Below are 18,464 nucleotides of genomic sequence, written 5' to 3' on the forward strand. Positions count from 1 at the left end.
CATGGACGCTATTACTATTAAAAATCTTGATGTCGTTTTTGGTCAGCAACAAGCACAGGCGCTAGCACTGTTAGATCAAGGGAAGTCTCGACAAGAAATCATTGATGAAACTGGCCAAGTGGTTGGGGTTGATAATGTTTCGCTGAACGTGAAACAGGGTGAGATCTGTGTTTTGATGGGGCTTTCAGGCTCGGGTAAATCAAGTTTGCTGCGAACAGTTAACGGGTTGAACGAAATTTCTCGTGGCTCTCTGAAAATTAAAGACGGCGACGACATGGTTGAGCTCTCTAACTGTGACGAACAGAAGTTGCGCCACCTTCGTACTCACCGCGTGTCCATGGTGTTTCAGAAGTTTGCATTGATGCCATGGTTAACGGTGTTAGACAATGTAGCGTTTGGTCTAGAGATGCAAGGCATTGGTAAAGCAGAGCGTCGTAAAAAGGCGCGTGAACAGCTCGAAATGGTCGGTTTATCTGAGTGGGAAACCAAATTCCCGCACGAGCTTTCTGGTGGTATGCAGCAGCGTGTTGGCCTAGCGCGAGCGTTTGCGATGGACACTGATATCTTGTTAATGGATGAACCGTTTTCAGCACTTGATCCATTGATTCGTGCTCAGCTTCAAGATGAATTGATTCTGCTTCAAGAAAAGCTAAACAAAACCATTCTTTTTGTGAGTCACGACTTGGATGAGGCGCTTAAAATCGGCAACAACATCGCCATTATGGAATCAGGAAAGCTGATTCAACATGGCAAGCCAGAACAGATCATTCTTGCTCCAGAAAACGATTATGTGGCGGACTTTGTTGCTCACACTAATCCATTAAATGTGCTGAAGGGACGTTCCTTAATGCGTGACGATTTGGTTCGCGAAGATACGCGTGTTCTGATTTGCCCTGATAAAGATATTTGGGTGATACAAGAGAGCAAGGGGTTAAGTTTAGCGGATAAAGATAAATCGTTGATTCAATGGAAGAGCGACTCTTCGAACCTTGACGAAGTTAATGAAAATTCTCTGGTTCAGGTTAGCCCAGAAATCAGTATGCGAGAAGCGATTGAACTTAAGCAGCGTAGCAATCAGCCTCTGCTTATGGTTGAAGATAATAAGCTGGTTGGTGTGTTAAGCGACAATGAGCTTTACGATGCATTGCTTGGTAATTTTAAGTCAGAGCAAGTTGCGTAAAGTTGACGCAGAACCAAGTAAAAAAGAGCCGCACATTAATGCGGCTCTTTTTAGTTTAAACAATGAGTTAAGTCGCTAAGCTAAGACAATGGTCGACTATAGAGTCGTAATTACCTCATCCATTGCAAGGCGCGCTTTTGGAAGACCATGATTATAATCTTCCCCATCTTTATGGTAGCCAATCGCTAGCGCAACTTCACAAATATGGCCCTCGAGCTCTTCTTTAAACTCTTCTCCAATCAGAGCCGGATCGACACCTTCCATCGGTGTTGAATCAATGCCAAGTCGTGCCAATGTGTGTAGTAGGTTGCCTAGTGCCAAATAGACTTGTGCTTTTGTCCAGTTTCCGTTGAAGCCATTTTCGTCCGTATTTGCATCGGCAAAAGCGTAAGCACCCATAAAGTTGTTGTACATCTCCGCTGGCAAGTGGCCAGATGTTACTTCTGCATCCACACGCTTCGCAAATTTCTCTTTAGTAAATTTAGGATCGTAAGCAAACAGAATCGTATGTGATGCGGCTTTCGCGTGTGGTTGGTTAAACTGATGCATATTTGCAAACGTATTGTGGAAACGTTGCTTCGCTTCATCACTTTCAATAACGATGAATTTCCATGGTTGTGAATTGATAGAAGACGCCGACAAACGCAGTGCTTCTTTGATTATCGCCATGTCTTCTTGAGAAACGCGCTTGGTTTCATCATATTTTTTTGCAGTGTAACGGTTATTTAGATCGGTAATGATTTGATGGGACACGTTTATATCCTCTTTATGTGATGACAGATGAGGATGCACTAGCATCGACAACCATGCGTACCTCGAATATGGGTTCATGATAATGGATATTTTTTCATTGATAAGAGGGTGTTTATTTAAATCACTTTTTACTTTTTGTTGAAAATCGATGTGAGTTGATCGATTTGAAACTTAAAAGTCCTTATTTGGAAGCTTTTATTTGATATTAAATTAAACTCATATTGAGGCGTAGGGGAAAGCAACATGAACGTGATTGAAGTTTTTAATGATAGCTATGAACGTTGTACTTCAGATCAGGAGTTTTTCGACTTGTTCTACAAAAATTTATGGTCGAAAAGCGCCAACTTTAGACAGAAGTTTGACGGTATAGACATGCACCAACAAGTGAGAATGCTTAGAGGGTCTATCGTATTTTTTATGATGGCAGATACCTCGACCGAAGCGCACAAAATGGTGGAAAAGTATGGGAAAAAGCATGCAAGTGCCGAAATTGGTATAGAGCCGCAGGATTTTGATGTTTGGCTTGAGAGTTTGTTAGAAACGGTTCGGCAGTGTGATTCCGGGTACGATACCGATGTTGAAACCGCTTGGCGAACATGCTTTAAAACGGGCTTAGAAGTAATGAAACAAGAATGTGATAAAGAAGATGGGCACTTCCTTAAAGCGAGTACCAAATAAGGAAGTAACGTGAGTGGTCGTTACTTCCTAGGGTCAGAACCTTACTTATCTTGTGTCTCTTTATTCTTTTTCACCGCTTCGGCGATATCACTGACAGCTTCGACAAGATTGATCGGCATTGGAAAAATAATAGTGGATGTTTTGTCTGTAGTGATTTCAGTGAGTGTCTGCATGTAACGTAATTGCAGTGCATTCGGTGCTTCGTTGAGCATTTGCGCTGCTTCTTTTAATTTATTTGAAGCCTCTAACTCACCAGTAGCGTGAATGATCTTCGCCCTACGGTTACGTTCTGCTTCTGCCTGACGGGCTAGGGCTCTGACCATGCTGTCATTTAAATCAACATGTTTGACTTCAACCGTAGCAATCTTGATTCCCCAGTCATCAGTCTGTTGATCGAGAATGGATTGTAAATCCTTATTGAGGCGTTCTCGCTCTGATAGCAATTCATCGAGTTCATGCTGACCCAATACCGAGCGCAGCGTGGTTTGTGCTAACTGACTGGTGGCATCGCTGTAGCTTTCAATATTGTTAATCGCCATTTGAGGATCGACTACGCGAAAATAAACGACCGCGTTGACGCGCACAGAAACGTTATCTTTGGTAATTAAATCTTGTGTCGGCACATCCAAAACGACAGTACGTAAATCAACCCTCACCATTTGCTGAATAAATGGGATAAGGATGATCAAACCAGGTCCTTTGACTTCTTGAAATCGACCAAGAAAGAACACAACCCCACGTTCGTATTCTCTCAAAACCTTGAACATTTGGGTCGCTAGTGCGAACAGCAGCACCACGATCACCGCAACGGTATAGAGCATCATAAAGCGCCTCCTATTTATTTTGGCGGTCATCAGGCATCACAGTTAAGGTCAGCCCTTTAACATTAACAATGGTGACGTGATCACCTTGTTTGAATTGTTGATGGTCTTTGGCTTTAGCTCGCCATAACGCACCGTTGAGTTGAACGCGTCCTTCGCCATCGATAAAGTCATCGCTTACCACGGCGACCTTCCCAGGGTAAGTCTCTAAACCCGTCGTTACACGCCGGCGACGAATTTTGAGCAGCAGGCCGACGGTCAGCACGATTAGAGCCACGGAAAATATGGCAATACCAAAAATCAAAGGAAGGGCGATCTGGAATCCTGGTAACTCACTGTCCATGAGAAATATCGAACCGAGTACAAAGGCGACAACGCCGCCTAAGCCCAAAATACCAAAGCTCGGGCTGAATGCTTCCGCTATCATTAGTGCAATACCGAGTAACAGCAGACCAAGACCTGCGTAGTTGACGGGCATCATTTGTAGTGCGTACATGGCCAGAAGCAGACAAATCCCACCTAGCACACCGGGTAAGCCAATTCCTGGGTTGTAAAATTCAAGAAGTAAACCGTAGATGCCGATGAGCATTAGAATGTAGGCAACGTTTGGATTGGTGATAACGGCTAGCATTTCTGCTCGCCAATCGGGTGTTCTTTCAATCCATACGGGATTTTCCAGTGACAATGTCACATCACGATTGTTAACTTTAACAGTTTGTCCATTAATGGCTTTGACTAAATCCTCTGGTGAGTTGGCTATATAATCAATAACGTTTAATTCCAATGCCTCTGTGGCGTCCAAACTCGCTGCTTCGCTCACTGCTTTCTCTGCCCACTCTGCATTTCGGCCATGAAGCTTTGCTAAGCCTTTAATATAGGCTCTAGCATCATTAATCACCTTTTTCGCCATTGCGGTTTTCGCGGGAACTTTCTCTGAACCTTCGTTGGTTCCTTCTGACGTTTCTTCCGCGTTTTGATCTTTGCCATCATCCGATGAAGGGGGCTGAGGGGCACCACCTAACGCGACGGGCGTTGCCGCGCCAAGGTTGGTGGCTTCAGCCATTGCGGCAACGTGGCTGGCGAGTAAAATGTATGTCCCTGCGCTAGCCGCTCTAGAACCAGATGGGCCGACCCAAGTTGCAATGGGAGTCGAGGAGGTGGTAATCGCGTGAATAATATCTCGCATTGCGCTATCTAAGCCGCCTGGTGTGTTCATCTCTAAGATCACTAAACTGACACCGTTTCGTTGAGCTTCTTCTATTTCACGAGATAAATAGTCGCTAGTAGCAGGCCCTATAGCGCCTTTGACAGGAACAATCCAAACACTATTCGCCAGTGCTTGACTGGCCATCAAGAGTAAAGGTAAGAACCATATCCATAGTCGTTTCATGCAGTCCTCCTTGTGTGGTCACAGGGACTTTTTGAAATCCTAATTCAAGTATATCCAAATAACTTAGAGATGCTTGAGTATAGGTTCTAATGAATAAGTTCCCGAGGCTAATTAGGAGACTACTTTTTTATATATAAACGCTGTGTGAGATAGTAAACTAAAGCAAATTATTGGTAATTGTGATGTTTATGTTTATTGTTCAGCGTTTGATTAAGTTGGCCGTTATCTGTGCCGTTTTCTTTACTATTTTCGATCTGATCTCCTATGGAGAGGTGACTTGGTTTCAACGGTTTTTGGCTTTTCTACACTAAACTCAGATTTCAATACGTTAGCTACTCATAAGGCGATAGGTTTCTTCCTATTCGCCTTACTACTCCCTCTTCAACCAAAGCCTTAAACAAAGCAATACTTAACTCGTTTTTTCAACTTCCTGTCGGTGGAAAAAACGCCAAAATGCAACTAAATTCATATCAATGACAAGTTTAAGGTATGTAGTTGATGAGGCAATTCAGCGCAATCGCACTAGCTGTTGTAACACTCATTTTGAGCCAAACAACAACCGCAAGAAACGCGAAGATGTTAGGTGATATCTCCCTAGTTCAGCCCATACAGGGTGATCCTAATGTGGATATTAAGCTAGCGAGAATTGGCTGGCATCTCTTCCGCGATCCTCAATTATCGTCAAATGGTAATGTCAGCTGCGCGACATGCCACAATCTGCAAACCAATGGCGCTGAAAATACACCTGTCTCTACGGGAGTGAAAGGTGATGGAATTAGAAATTCTATAACAGTGTTTAATGCAGCGTTAAATTATCGTTTTTTATGGGATGGTACGGAAAACACCTTGATGGCTCAGATTGATGGTCCAATCCATAATCCAATGGAAATGGACTCAAACTGGCAAACAATAGAGCAATATGTAAAAGAGAGTGAACATTATCAAGCTCTATTTAATCGTGACGGTGAGTTGCCGATTAACGTTCATAATATCAAGTCCGCTATTGTGGAGTTTATTGAAGGGCTGCAGACGCCTGGCGCACCATTCGATGCTTACTTATTGGGTTACACGCATGTACTGAGTGAACAGCAAATCAGAGGTTGGAAAACATTTCAGACTTCAGGTTGTGTGCAGTGTCATCAGGGTAAAAATATCGGCGGAGCGATGATCCAAAGGTTCGCCTATTTCAAGGATAAGCCAGTAGTAGAGGACTCGGGCAGGCAGCTCGTTACGATAGAGGATGAAGAGCGATTCTATTTTAGAGTAGCCAGTTTACGCAATGTCGCGCTAACGAGTCCTTATTTTCATAATGGGCAAGTCGATAAGTTATCCGACGCGATACAAATCATGGCTAAAACCCAGCTCGGTATAACGATGAACGATGAGAATGTCGCGGACATTGAAGCATTCTTGCAGTCGTTGACAGCACCTAGACCCATAATTTTAGAGGTGTTGGAAAATGAATAAATTCAAACTGATCAACTTTTGCTTTTTTATTGGGATACTGACGTGCTGCACACTGGCGTATATGTCGTATATGAACTCAAAAAACGCTCAAGAATTTCATGCAGAGCTAATGAACATCGGACATGAGTTGATTGAAGAGCGTGATGTTATCGTGAACCGATATGCCGTTGAAGATAGAAAAAACTATGAGTTAACAACATCTTTAGTAGAGATAGAAATCGCAGCACAGGCACTGTTGGAATCATCAAAGGCATCAGTTTGGTTTCCCGTGACACCCAATCGTATAAAAGTTAGGGATACGCTTGAACAGTTTAAGGAGCGAGTGCTTCAAACAACGTTGAAGCTTGATATGTTAATTGGTGTTCAGGTAGAAAATCGGTATGCATTACTCATGTTGTTCAATTTATATCAGCAAGAGGTTTCTATCGAGAGCGGTCAATCATTGGGTGGCAGTCGTTATTTTGAATTTCTCAACCAGTTGCTTCTAACACAAACTGAAGTTGAGAGTGAAAAGGAAGCGAACTTCCTTAAACGGCTTCAAACGAGTGATAAAAGAATTGAATTGCTGACGAATGAACTGCTTGATCACACTTATATTGAGTTTGTCGAAAGCTCAGAGCATCGGTTACTCAATATTGCTCAAAGTGAGGCGCGTTTTACGTGGTTGTTTGTATTTATTGCGGTGATGTTTCTAGTTAGCGCGTTTGTTTATCAGTCACATCACCGAATGCATAACTTAAAACAGTTGAATCTTGAAATTGAAGAGGCGAGAAACAAAGCCGAGCGAGCGGCAAAAGCGAAATCAAATTTTCTCGCTGCAATGAGTCACGAACTAAGGACGCCGATGAATGGTGTACTAGGGCTTTCTCAAATGATTGCAGAAGAGACCAAAGAGCCGACGACGAAAGAGCACATTAGGGTTATTCTTGACTCTGGCCAGCATCTGATGACTATCCTCAACGATATTTTGGATTTTTCTAAAGTTGAAGAAAACAAACTGGAATTTGAGCAAGCTAAGTTTAAGCTCGATCAAGTGCTTTCTCCGGTGTGTAGCGCAATAAAACCACTTGTTGATGAAAAAAATATCGAGTTAATCTTGGAAAACGAGGTTTCTGAATATACTGAATTTACTGGGGATTGTGCGCGTTTACGACAGATCTTATTTAATCTCGCCGGTAACGCGGTGAAGTTTACCAATGAAGGGCATGTGCTGGTTAGAACCGAGTTAGATGAATCGAATCAGTTGTTGGTCATGCGCGTGAGCGACACCGGTATTGGTATTGCGCCAGACAAGCACGAGCATATTTTTAACTCGTTTGAGCAAGCAGACTCATCAACGACTCGAAGGTTCGGCGGAACAGGGCTTGGGTTAGCCATCGTCAAAAAACTAACCGATTTGATGGGTGGCCATATTACTCTGAAGAGTATAGAAGGTGTTGGAAGTCAATTTATCGTTGAGTTGCCGATTCCTTGGGTAGAATCTGCTCCGAAAAAGCAGCAAGAAGCACCGAAACCTCGCGCAAAATCACACCATTTAAAGATACTACTTGCTGATGATAACCGTGTGAATGCCATTGTGGCAAAGGGGTTTTGCGAAAAGCTTGGGCATGAAGTGGATGTTGCAGAAAATGGATTAATCGCGGTTAAAAAGGCGAAAGAGAACGAGTACGACCTGATCTTGATGGACAACCATATGCCCGAGATGAATGGCGTTGAGGCGACACGCGTTATCCGACAAGAGTTAGGTATCAAGACATTACTCTTTGCGTACACGGCAGACGTATTTCGTGAAGCTCACGATAGCTTTATTGAAGCAGGAGCAGACCATGTGCTTACAAAACCGCTACAGCATGAGAGCTTTTCATACGCTCTCAAACAGTTTGCAGCCAGACTCGAACCGAAACGGAATCCGCCACTAACGAATGACAGCAATGTGCTTCAGTTGCAACGTAAGCCAATCGAGAACTTAAGGTTAACAGAGGAAGAACTCTCCCGTTCAGGCATGTTTACTTCTTTACGAGATGAGCCAGAAGCGCTTGACGAGCTGCTAAAAAGCATTATTGTTGATTTTGAGACATCTGTTGATGAGCTTATTGAATACTTTATGGCTGAAGACTTTGCTTCATTAGCGCTGACGTTGCACAAAACGAAAGGGATGGCACTGAACCTAAGTTTACCTATTTTGGCGAGCCAAACGGAGGCCCTGGAAACTCAACTTAAAGCCAACCAAAGTCCCGAGATTGAGCAGTTGCAGATGCTGATCAATCGGTTACAGGTCAACATCCATCAGTCTCATAGACTTTTGGATGATATCCAGAAGAACAATGCCGATCCTCAACAGATTTTATAGTCCCTGTGAGTGCGATGCTTTCCTTAACTCATTTTGTTGTGGTTTACTGTGGCAAGGACGGATAGTGTTGATTCGTCGTCGGAAAATCAGGGAGTTAGAATGAGTAAGCATTCCGCTTTAATCAAATGGCATCGTAAAGCTGGGGAAGAGTTTAGTGATAATAAGTATAGTAGGGCACACATTTGGCAATTTGATGGAGGGTTGCAAGTCCCAGCATCTCCATCTCCCCGCGTAGTACCATTACCACTATCCGTAGAAGAAAACGTTGATCCAGAAGAAGCGTTTGTCGCGGCACTTTCTAGTTGTCATATGCTCGTTTTCCTGTCTATTGCAGCAAAGCGGCGTTACGTTGTGGACAGTTACTTCGATGAAGCGGTAGGGGAGCTTGAAAAAGGCGAAAACGGAAAAGAGTGGGTATCAAAGGTAACGTTAAACCCTAAGATAACATTTTCAGGTGAAAAACAACCGACACCATCTCAATTAGAAAAACTGCACCACATGGCCCATGAGAATTGCTTTATCGCCAACTCCGTTAAAACAGAAGTGACAACGCTTATTGCGAATTAAGTGGAGCTCTTTATCAAAAAGCGCGGCCTATTGCGGAGTTATATTAAGCCAGCAGTCATCCTGCTGGCTCGTTCATCTAGACGACACCTTGCTCAATCATTGCATCAGCGACTTTTCTAAAGCCTGCAATGTTGGCGCCTAAAACTAAATTTCCAGGTTGGCCAAACTCTTTACTGGTTTCGTTTGCATTGATGAAAATATTTTTCATGATGGTTTGCAACTGACTATCCACTTGTTCAAACGTCCAGTTTTGCATGCTGGCGTTTTGCGCCATTTCAAGTTGACTGGTTGCAACGCCGCCTGCATTGGCTGCTTTGGCAGGCCCATAAGCTATGTCTGAGTCCACGATAATATTGGCAGCATCACGGGTGGTTGGCATGTTCGCCCCTTCACTAATCAAAATACATCCGTTTTCGATAAGAGCCAGTGCGTCGTCTGACGTTAGTTCATTTTGAGTCGCACAAGGGAAGGCAGCATCAGCCTGATATCGCCAAACAGCATGTCCTTCATTAGGATAGTCGCCCTCTGGTGTGTATTCTGCTTCAGGGTAAGTTTCTAAATATTCTTCTAAGCTTGCTCTTTTCACTTCTTTCAGTTGTTTTAGGAGCTTAAGATCAATACCGTGCTCATGATAGATCATACCTCGAGAGTCGCTGCATGTAACTGGCGTTGCTCCCATATGGTACAGTTTTTCAATGGCGTAGATAGCCACGTTGCCAGCACCAGAAACGAGACAAGTTTTCCCTTTCAATGAATCGTTGCGGTCGTTGAGCATGCATTCTGCAAAATAGACGGCGCCATATCCTGTCGCTTCTTTTCTGGCGAGTGAGCCACCCCAAAGAAGACTCTTGCCTGTAAGCACACCTTCGTAGCGGCCCGTCAATCGTTTGTATTGACCAAACATATAGCCAATTTCGCGTGCCCCGACACCGATATCGCCTGCGGGCACATCGGTGGTAGGACCGATGTGACGGTACAACTCGTTCATAAATGATTGGCAAAATCGCATGATCTCGCCGTCGGATTTTCCTTTAGGATCGAAGTTTGAACCGCCTTTGCCGCCACCGATAGGAAGGCCAGTCAGTGCGTTTTTAAAGATTTGCTCAAAGCCGAGAAATTTTATGATGCTCGCATTGACTGAGTGATGGAATCTCAATCCTCCTTTGTACGGCCCCAAAGCAGAGTTGAATTCAACTCGATAACCTTTGTTTACTTGTACATTTCCAGCATCATCAACCCAAGGAACTCGAAACATGATTTGACGTTCTGGCTCGACGATCCTCTGGATAATCGCTTGTTCCTTATATTTATTATTGCCTTCTATTACCGGCGCGAGAGAAGTTAATACTTCTTCTACCGCTTGGTAAAATTCTTTTTGCGCAGGGCTACTGTGTTGCAACGCAACAATAGTATCGTGTATGTATGACATAGATTTCTTCCTTGATGTGAATAAGCAATCAGTTTATATGAATGTATTTCCATTAAATAGTGATTTTGACCAAGATTCAATGGTTGTAGTGGTCTTTCCTGCGGATGAGAATGTGCAGCTTCTAACCCAGGCAGTGTTGGTTGAGATAGGTAGGGCGAGCTAAGTAAGCGGGTGGTTGAGTGATCAGTTTCACATATAACAAGCAGAAATCACTTTAGTCGATGTTGTTGTGCAGTTACGCAAATTGTTTATGTTAACGTCATGTTAAAGTTTGTGTGTGTGATAACTTGTGAAAAGACAACTATATGGATGAGCTTAAGGTTCTGAACTCGTTTATTCAGCAGAATGGCCTACCAGCGTTTGGCCACCTTGATGGAATTCCAACATCGTTACAGCTAGATAAATTTACCTACCTCGATGAGATGGATAAGCCGGTGTCTAAGTGGCGCCGTTACCGCGATTATAAGCAGTTTCAGTTCGTCAATTTGGTCACACCTAATTACGTCATTGGAGTAGCGATTGCTGATATACGGTATTTAGCATCCGGCTTTTGCTACCTGTTTGATATTAAAAAGAATAAGTTGATTGAGCAACAATGGTTGAAACCTTTTAATATAGGTTATCAAACTCAGCCTTCCAGTTGGTGCAGTCTTGCCCATCTTGCTAACAAAAGAGTTCAGTTTTCTATTAAGGATGGTATTTGGCACGTCCACTTTGTGACAGAGTCAGTCAATGCGGATCTCTATTTACGTCCAGAAAATATGAGTTTGCCATTAATGTTGTGTACGCCAACAGGTTATGCGGGTTGGACATATACTCAGAAGCACAATGCGTTAGCAGTAGACGGTAACTTGTTCATATTAGGAAAAGAGCAAGATCTTTCAGAGGTGGCTGCTGGTTACGATTTTTCCGCTGGGTACATGCGGCGAGAAACAAGTTGGCGCTGGGCGAGTATCAATTGCTTTGAGGATGACAGGCGTCTGGGGTTGAACTTGGCAGCTGGCGTTAATGAAACTGGCTATTGCGAAAATGTATTGTGGATTAATGGTCAGCGTCACTTTTTGCAACCTGTGCAGTTTCAGTTTTCACGAAGTGATGAAGGGCAAAAGTGGCATATTACGTCGGAAGATAAACGAGTTAACTTACAGTTCACGCCTTTGAATCGACGCTCAGAGAAGAAAAATTTTTGGCTTCTCAAAAGTAACTTTCGTCAGTACATCGGTTATTTCTCTGGCTATATTATCGATGGAAATGGCATCAAACATCAGTTAGAAGAAGTTATGGGTCTTACTGAAGATCACTATGCAAAATGGTAGAAACACAATGGATTGGACGCAGTTGATGGACCGCCCAGAATTACTTCTGATGATTCTGGCTCCAGTTTTCTTTTTCTGCATGCTTGCCGAATATTGGTTCGGACAAAGAAGGGGACGCTTGCCTGAAAGCGCGACGTATTACTTCCCTGAAGTAGCGTGTAATTTTGTTCTTGCGGGCTTACACCAAGCGACAGACATACTCACGGGTTTACTGATTGCTCAGTTGTATTTGTGGTGGTTTGATTGGCGTTTGTTTGATATCGAAATGAGCGTCTCAGCTTTTCTTTTACTTGTTGTCCTGCAAGATTTTTTCTATTACTGGTTTCATCGGGCTAGCCATCGTATTCGTTGGATGTGGGCCGCGCACGTTGTTCATCACAGTTCGGAAAGAATGAACTTCAGTACCGCCTTTCGTCAAAGTTTAATGTATCCGCTAGCGGGGATGTGGATTTTTTGGTTGCCCTTGGTGATTATTGGTTTTGAGCCAAAATGGGTTGTCTTCGTTGTGTTGTTTAATCTGGGCTTACAGTTTTTTGTTCACACCCAATCAATTCGTTCGCTCGGGCCACTAGAGTGGGTATTTAACACGCCGTCTCATCATCGCGTTCATCATGGTGTGAACCGTCAGTACATCGACAAAAATTATGCGGGTGTATTAATTATTTGGGATCGAATGTTCGGAACGTTTGAACCAGAGGTGGAAACGGTTCGGTATGGGGTTTCTAAACCTGTAAACAGCTTTAATCCCATCCGCGTGACGTTTGCAGAATGGAAAGACATGTTTTATGACGTAACTCGACCAAACTTATCATGGAAACAACGCTGCCGCCGTTTGTTCGCTCCGCCATCGGATTTTTATGAGTAAATTGGATAAAGAGATTGGAGCGGGCAGCGGGAATCGAACCCGCATCATCAGCTTGGAAGGCTGAGGTAATAGCCATTATACGATGCCCGCGCATCGATAGGACTCAGTTAATATGCCACACTGCACGAAAAAGAAAAGTCTTTTCTCATCAAATGTTTGTCAGTTGCCTAAAAAAGTAGCGGACTGATGTTAAAGTGTTCATTGTCTCTGGTTTTTTGTGGCACTCGCGACTCCGCTACTAAGCCTAGGGGCTTCCAATTAGGTCGTAAACACCGAATTCTTAGGTGTTTAGATGTTGATGATATTCAAGATTTTCTGTGTAAAGGTTAATCTCGTTTATTGAACAGTCACGTTTCATGGTCAAGACTAGATATTGAAATGATTACTTTTTACTGTTGATGCGTATGTATAACACAGGGTAATTCTGCTGAAACAGTCAGCTTAACCAAAGGAGATTTAACATGATGAGAGGTTTGATATTAGGGCTGGTGGTGATGCTGGTATCTGCTTGTACGACCGTGACAACCGATGTAGATAAACAAGCCGACTTTTCAGCTTACAGAACGTTTGACTTCGGTGCTCAGGCGGAAGCTCCTACCAGTATTGATGGTCGACGTATTGAGCAAGGGCTTGCTGAACAGCTTGAGGGTAAGGGTTTAAATAAGGTAAATAGTGGCGGTGACCTTTACGTACATCATGATATCGTAGAAGAATCCGAGCTTGTTTCTTCAGGATCGTCGGTGAGCTTTGGCTATGGCTGGAATAGCTTTGGTGTGATCACTTCAAGCCCAGAAAGATATAAAGAACGTAAGTATGGGAAGTTGGTGGTTGAACTGGTTGATGCAAAGGCTAATCAAGTCGTTTGGAAAGGCGTTTCAAGTCGTAAACTGTCTGAGTCAATGAGCTCTGAGAAAAGAGAATCTCTCATCCAAGAAGAAATCGCGAAGATGTTTGAAAGCTACCCTTACGGTGAAAAATAATTAGTATTCTTAACGATTAAGAATACTAATTGCCAATAGTTACGCACAGGGTTAAAAGAACTTATTATTTTGGCTTTGGTTACCTTTGTGCGTACGATTCTGATTGCTTTACTCGGACTACTTTTCTGCTTGTTGGCTCCGAGCATGAGCCTGGCGCACTCACACCCAAATTTTCTTTCCTTTCATAACCAGAATATCGCTGTTGACGCTAAGTCGAAGCACTTTTCAGAACATCCTGTCTCTCCAATACAACAAGACTATCCGAGTTTAAACAGCCGGAATATATTGAGGGTTAGCCATGCTAAGGAAATGAGCTCGAACGACGATGTAGAACCCGAATGGTTTGAAATGCTTGATGTAGCATGGTGGGCGCATCGTTCGGCAATTTACTCGATGAAGCGGCTAAAACGCATCGGCAATGAGGCTTTAGATTGTTGTATTGAAAGTATTTTTAATCACTCTAAATACAGAATCGGCGTGAGAAAAGAATCGAATTTGATATACCGCTTTATACATGCTCGCTAACACATTCCATGTTTTTGAAACTTTTGGTTAATTATGCTTAGGAGCGGTTTATGTTTGATTCGATAATTCAGGTCTTGAGTGCCTTTTGGCATCAAGATTTCACGGCGTTAATGGCGCCAGGCAGTGCAGGTTTAGTTTATTTTGTTGTTGCTGTGATTATCTTTTTGGAAAGTGGTTTTATTCCCGCTGCACCTTTCCCATGCGACAGTGTCGTCGTATTGTCCGGTACGCTGGCGGCGGTTGGCGTCCTTGACCCAATTATGATCATGTTGGTGATAGCTGTTAGTGCGGGATTGGGAAGTTGGGCGGCTTATTTACAAGGCAAGTGGCTAAATCGCTTACCTAAGGTCCAAGGCTGGGTGAGCGCGGTTCCTCAAAAGCGTTTGGAACAAGTCGACGTATTACTCAGTAAACATGGATTGGTTGCGCTTTTGTGCGCGCGGTTTATTCCGGTTGTTCGTTCCCTATTGCCATTAATGATGGGGTTGCGAGTGAAACGTATTAGTAAATTCCATTACTTTGCGTGGCTGAGTGCGATTTTATGGACACTGATATTATGCGGTTTTGGTTCATTACTTCCTTTGCTACCGGAAAATATGAGCAAAGCAATCACAATGCTATTAATGGCGGCACCAATAATTACTCTTGTGATTGGAGTGCTTAGTTTCTTGTTTGTTAAAGCACGTCGAGCGTTCTGTAAACCCAAGGATGTGTCTGAGTTTTCTCAGTAAGTTTACTTGATTTGCACTTTTAAGCTTGTATGCAGATTAGACATCTAATCGACAGGTTTTTATCAGTAAAAAGAAAGGCGCATACATTGCGCCTTTCTTTTTGAGTGTCGTTAGGGTTTCGAATTTAATAGCCAATGCTATATAAGTATTCGCCAACTTCTTTGCACTGAGACTTGTAGATGTTCTCTACTTCAGACTCATTCTTATCTGCTGCTTTAAATTCAAGTTCGGCAGACGATAGCTGGTCAAAGCTGTAGTCTCTCTCAGACATTAAGTAGTGTCTGAACATTGCTCTGTGTTCCGGAACTGCAATACGTGCGTTAGAAACGTTGGCACACTCTAACAGAGTGTCGTTACTCATTTCTTCTGGCTTAGTTTCTGTGTTTGCTAAGGTTGAGCCCGCTGCAAATAGTAATGCTAGTGCGATGGTTGTAGCGATTCTTGTCATTATATGGACCTCAAATTGGTTCTAGTAACAATGAGCATATTGGCTCTTATCGTTACATTTTCGTGTTCTCTGTATGTCATAAAAAGTTAAACAACAGAGAAGGCGTTGCGACCATGAGTAAAGACGTACATTAAGTTCGCTTCCTTTCTTCCTGAGAGGCGATAAAGAGAGCGTTGACTCATGAGTCCGCCATAACTGTCTAGAGGTAAGCGAGATGCTTGTTTTGCCAACTCCAGTAGTGGTGGAGAAGAGAAAGCAATAAGTAAAAAATAATCAGGAGTAAAATCTGATGATAAAACGCCATCAGTAGCTGATGTTCGGCGACAGGAGACAAGCCCGAACAACTCGCGCTTTATATGTAGGTAGTAACTTTCTGAACCCCAAGAGCTCAGAGAAGCTGAGGCATGAAAATCAGTGTGTGCTAGCTCAAAATCGTCTTGTTGAGAGAGTTTAAGTAGGCGCTCGGAAGTGTAATGTTTGGTGTGGTGCCACTCATGCGCATATGAAGCTGTGATGAGCCCTGAGAGCAGGGACAAAGAAAGCATCAATAATATATGGTGTAGATAACGCAAGAAGTAACCCTAAACATATAAAGCCACAGTTACCCACCATGATTAAGGAATCTTAGTGGAACTATGATAACGATGAAAGCCAGTGTCTGATCAACTCAGCGTATACTAACGAGATGGAAGGGGGATGAACAGAGTTTTCTGATCGCACTTAGGTATATCAGCGAATAACACAATAATTTTCGCTTTCGAGTAAGCGAAAATGGAAAGAGAGTCGTTGCACAAGGACGATTAAGCTAACAGGATTATTACTGGGGAAGAAATAGAATCTTCTTTTTTCTTCCCCATATGTGTCACATAGGTATTACGCGCTTGCGTAAATAACGCTGCCACCTTTTATAGTGTCAATGATCTCGCGAGACAACTTCTCTGGTAAAGCAGGGCAACCCCAACTGCGTCCGAGGTATCCATTCTTCTTGATGAAGGAAGGGTTTGCGTAATCGGCACCGTGCACGACAATGTAACGCTCGCGAGCTTTGTCGTTTAATCCAGAGCTTAGCCCATCTAATCGAAGTGAATAGCCATTTGAGCCGTAGTAAGTGGTATCAGTCAAAAAAGTGCCCAATGATGTTTTTCGCGAGTTCACGACATTTGAAAACTGTGTCGCTGTTTTCTTTCCGCTGTTCACGCCGTGAGAAACATACGTATTGTAGATTAGCTTCTTTTTATCTAAATCAACCACATAAAAACGCTTTTCAGTTGATGGTTTACTATAGTCGATGATCGTTAGTACCGACTTCTTTCTATCGGGTGTCTTCTGATAAGCGATGTAAGCGTCACTGAACAACTTAAAGTCTACTATGCCATCTAGCTTGGCTTGTTTAAACACATGTTCAACTTGCTTTGGTCGTAAATGATCCCTGGGTTCGTTATCTGATTGTTTTGCAAAAGCAAAAGGTGAGACAGACAACAGCGCACATGTAAATAATAAAATTAACTTTTTCATCTTGGCTAAATAAAACTCTATGGTGTTACAAATTTACCGATTGCTTCATGCATTCGTTAAAACAACATGCACATCAATATAATTCTATTCCCAATGTTTCTTATTGCACGCTTAGGTGCTTGATATTGGGTTGACGATAAGTTTTCGAGTTAAAAACTAACTAATTGAAACTTATATAAAATATGAAGTTTAACGATGGTTTCTATAAACTTCGGCGTAAATAATATCTGATATATGTAATTAATAAAACTGTGTTTAAGGATATTTGTGAAGTTGCTAATTTATAAAAACGGCGTTTTATTTTTCGTACTTTAGAAACTCTTTTTATTTCAATGTGTTTTCTTTTTCTACGCTTTATCCAATACCTCAAAAGTTTGTGATTTAACTCGTAACAAATCGTAACGCCGAATCGTTATGTGTATAAGTGCGTTTATAATGTATGAATAAACAACAGGGTGGTAAGAAAAGGCAGTAAAACAGCGGTGAATCGGTTGTTTTTAATTCACGATTGACAAAGCCAAGTCTAAGTCGTACAAAAATTGAACTTGTGAATGTATCGTTTAAGTGAGAGTGATGAGCTCGACAAAAGTGAAGTGATGCGTGCTATTGTTTATTCTCTAATTTATTCGATTACATAAGGAAGGGTACATAGTAAAAATTGAAAAAATAATTCTATCGTGTGGATTAAAATATATAAATAATAAAACTTAGAAATTAAAATATAAGAACGCCAGATCTGAATTCATTAAATTTTTGAACATGAAAGTAAACTCTATCTATTATGTTTGGTTTGGTTTGGTTTGGTTTGAAAGCGCTCAAATTGATTTAAGGACGGTTATGACAGCATTTAATAAAGTGTTTATTGTCACTCCCAATGTTAATGATTTTGCAATGTTGCGAGAGTCGTCATTGGAAATGTCTCTTCAAGTAACGGCAAGCAAACCTATCCAACTCTATGGAGAGCCTGTTAAAGCCAGTTGGAAAAGTATTGATATTGAATGGTTAGACGTTAAGGGTGAAAAGCCATTACCCAGGCCTGATATTGCAGCATGGGGATCTTTTACTCTTGCTGTATCCGCTTCTATTGCGGATAAGCTCAATGTGTTAAGCGAGAATGTCGAATTTTTACCATTAAATCTACAAGGAAAGCCTTGGCGAGCATTAAACATTGTCACTCAAATTGATGCTATTGATACCTCTGCTACCGAGTATAATCTTCGTCATGGTAAGCTAAGTCGTGTTAGACCGTTTAAGAAACTCGTTTTGAATAGAGAAGCCGTTAATGAATCTAACTTGTTCAGAGTAAAAGGTGCTGGGCTCAGAACGTTTTGCACGGACAAAAAAGGTGGCTTGTACGATAGCGTCAAAGCGCTGAATTTGACCGGTTTGGATTTCAAGGAAGTGCTGGTTTAAAAACGAATAAATAGTGATTTACTCAACTAAAGTCAT

The 18,464-nt window shown here is 42.4% G+C and carries 18 protein-coding genes and 1 tRNA gene; 11 read left to right on the forward strand and 8 right to left on the reverse strand.

Annotated features, from left to right (window positions below; translation table 11 throughout):
* Nucleotide 1: 1 nt before the first annotated feature.
* Nucleotides 2-1,180, forward strand: a complete 1,179-nt coding sequence (choV, locus tag R8N46_RS06380) for a choline ABC transporter ATP-binding protein (protein WP_115386584.1) — start codon at nucleotides 2-4, stop codon at nucleotides 1,178-1,180.
* 96 nt (nucleotides 1,181-1,276) lie between these two features.
* Here the strand turns inward: choV and R8N46_RS06385 are convergent, their stop codons facing one another.
* The gene (locus R8N46_RS06385; protein ID WP_017633663.1) at nucleotides 1,277-1,933 is read right to left on the reverse strand and encodes an NAD(P)H-dependent oxidoreductase; all 657 of its coding nucleotides are present in this window, start codon (nucleotides 1,931-1,933) and stop codon (nucleotides 1,277-1,279) included.
* A 243-nt stretch (nucleotides 1,934-2,176) separates the two neighbouring features.
* On the opposite strand from R8N46_RS06385, the gene R8N46_RS06390 reads away from it, so the two are divergent.
* A complete protein-coding gene (locus R8N46_RS06390) occupies nucleotides 2,177-2,611 on the forward strand; it encodes a globin (protein ID WP_115386585.1) in 435 nt (144 codons plus the stop codon).
* 41 nt (nucleotides 2,612-2,652) lie between these two features.
* Here the strand turns inward: R8N46_RS06390 and R8N46_RS06395 are convergent, their stop codons facing one another.
* Nucleotides 2,653-3,435, reverse strand: coding sequence for a slipin family protein (locus R8N46_RS06395; RefSeq protein WP_005373196.1), 783 nt, complete (start codon nucleotides 3,433-3,435; stop codon nucleotides 2,653-2,655).
* 10 nt (nucleotides 3,436-3,445) lie between these two features.
* Nucleotides 3,446-4,822, reverse strand: coding sequence for an NfeD family protein (locus R8N46_RS06400; RefSeq protein ID WP_115386586.1), 1,377 nt, complete (start codon nucleotides 4,820-4,822; stop codon nucleotides 3,446-3,448).
* Between the two features lie 498 nt (nucleotides 4,823-5,320).
* Here R8N46_RS06400 and R8N46_RS06405 point away from each other — a divergent pair, with 498 nt between their 5' ends.
* From R8N46_RS06405 to R8N46_RS06415, 3 genes are all read left to right on the forward strand, one after another.
* Nucleotides 5,321-6,289, forward strand: coding sequence for a cytochrome-c peroxidase (locus tag R8N46_RS06405; protein ID WP_115386587.1), 969 nt, complete (start codon nucleotides 5,321-5,323; stop codon nucleotides 6,287-6,289).
* Nucleotides 6,282-8,639 carry an ATP-binding protein gene (locus R8N46_RS06410; protein ID WP_318098302.1) on the forward strand — a complete coding sequence of 786 codons (2,358 nt, stop codon included), beginning with the start codon at nucleotides 6,282-6,284 and terminating at the stop codon, nucleotides 8,637-8,639. The genes R8N46_RS06405 and R8N46_RS06410 overlap by 8 nt, the downstream gene beginning before the upstream one ends.
* 99 nt (nucleotides 8,640-8,738) lie before the next feature.
* The gene (locus R8N46_RS06415) at nucleotides 8,739-9,206 is read left to right on the forward strand and encodes an OsmC family protein (protein WP_054574650.1); all 468 of its coding nucleotides are present in this window, start codon (nucleotides 8,739-8,741) and stop codon (nucleotides 9,204-9,206) included.
* Between the two features lie 76 nt (nucleotides 9,207-9,282).
* Here the strand turns inward: R8N46_RS06415 and gdhA are convergent, their stop codons facing one another.
* Nucleotides 9,283-10,635 (reverse strand): NADP-specific glutamate dehydrogenase, encoded by a 1,353-nt coding sequence (gene gdhA, locus R8N46_RS06420; RefSeq protein ID WP_115386589.1) that lies wholly within the window; start codon nucleotides 10,633-10,635, stop codon nucleotides 9,283-9,285.
* A gap of 305 nt (nucleotides 10,636-10,940) precedes the next feature.
* Between gdhA and R8N46_RS06425 the strand changes: the two genes are divergently transcribed.
* A complete protein-coding gene (locus tag R8N46_RS06425; protein WP_033906458.1) occupies nucleotides 10,941-11,951 on the forward strand; it encodes a DUF2804 domain-containing protein in 1,011 nt (336 codons plus the stop codon).
* Nucleotides 11,952-11,958: 7 nt separating this feature from the next.
* Nucleotides 11,959-12,816 carry a sterol desaturase family protein gene (locus tag R8N46_RS06430; RefSeq protein ID WP_005373167.1) on the forward strand — a complete coding sequence of 286 codons (858 nt, stop codon included), beginning with the start codon at nucleotides 11,959-11,961 and terminating at the stop codon, nucleotides 12,814-12,816.
* A 15-nt stretch (nucleotides 12,817-12,831) separates the two neighbouring features.
* Here R8N46_RS06430 and R8N46_RS06435 read toward each other — a convergent pair.
* Nucleotides 12,832-12,906: transfer RNA gene (locus tag R8N46_RS06435), tRNA-Gly, on the reverse strand.
* Nucleotides 12,907-13,277: 371 nt separating this feature from the next.
* Between R8N46_RS06435 and R8N46_RS06440 the strand changes: the two genes are divergently transcribed.
* The 3 genes from R8N46_RS06440 to R8N46_RS06450 all read left to right on the forward strand — a co-directional run bounded on the left by R8N46_RS06440 (nucleotide 13,278) and on the right by R8N46_RS06450 (nucleotide 15,052).
* Nucleotides 13,278-13,796 (forward strand): DUF4136 domain-containing protein, encoded by a 519-nt coding sequence (locus R8N46_RS06440; RefSeq protein ID WP_053304498.1) that lies wholly within the window; start codon nucleotides 13,278-13,280, stop codon nucleotides 13,794-13,796.
* An 87-nt stretch (nucleotides 13,797-13,883) separates the two neighbouring features.
* A complete protein-coding gene (locus tag R8N46_RS06445; RefSeq protein WP_258870113.1) occupies nucleotides 13,884-14,321 on the forward strand; it encodes a hypothetical protein in 438 nt (145 codons plus the stop codon).
* A 50-nt stretch (nucleotides 14,322-14,371) separates the two neighbouring features.
* Nucleotides 14,372-15,052, forward strand: a complete 681-nt coding sequence (locus R8N46_RS06450) for a DedA family protein (protein ID WP_115386592.1) — start codon at nucleotides 14,372-14,374, stop codon at nucleotides 15,050-15,052.
* 124 nt (nucleotides 15,053-15,176) lie between these two features.
* On the opposite strand, the gene R8N46_RS06455 is transcribed toward R8N46_RS06450, so the two are convergent.
* The 3 genes from R8N46_RS06455 to R8N46_RS06465 form a co-directional block, all read right to left on the reverse strand.
* A complete protein-coding gene (locus tag R8N46_RS06455; protein ID WP_005373158.1) occupies nucleotides 15,177-15,500 on the reverse strand; it encodes a hypothetical protein in 324 nt (107 codons plus the stop codon).
* Between the two features lie 86 nt (nucleotides 15,501-15,586).
* Entirely contained in the window at nucleotides 15,587-16,045 is a 459-nt protein-coding gene (locus R8N46_RS06460; RefSeq protein WP_017633653.1) for a hypothetical protein, read from the reverse strand.
* A 328-nt stretch (nucleotides 16,046-16,373) separates the two neighbouring features.
* Nucleotides 16,374-17,015, reverse strand: coding sequence for a murein L,D-transpeptidase catalytic domain family protein (locus R8N46_RS06465; protein ID WP_005373154.1), 642 nt, complete (start codon nucleotides 17,013-17,015; stop codon nucleotides 16,374-16,376).
* A gap of 837 nt (nucleotides 17,016-17,852) precedes the next feature.
* Here R8N46_RS06465 and R8N46_RS06470 point away from each other — a divergent pair.
* Nucleotides 17,853-18,428: an imm11 family protein gene (locus tag R8N46_RS06470; protein ID WP_213972281.1), complete on the forward strand. Its 576-nt coding sequence runs from the start codon at nucleotides 17,853-17,855 to the stop codon at nucleotides 18,426-18,428.
* The last annotated feature ends 36 nt before the right edge of the window (nucleotides 18,429-18,464 follow it).

The organism is Vibrio sp. 1874, assembly GCF_033344395.1.
GTDB classification, from domain to species: Bacteria; Pseudomonadota; Gammaproteobacteria; order Enterobacterales; family Vibrionaceae; genus Vibrio; species Vibrio alginolyticus.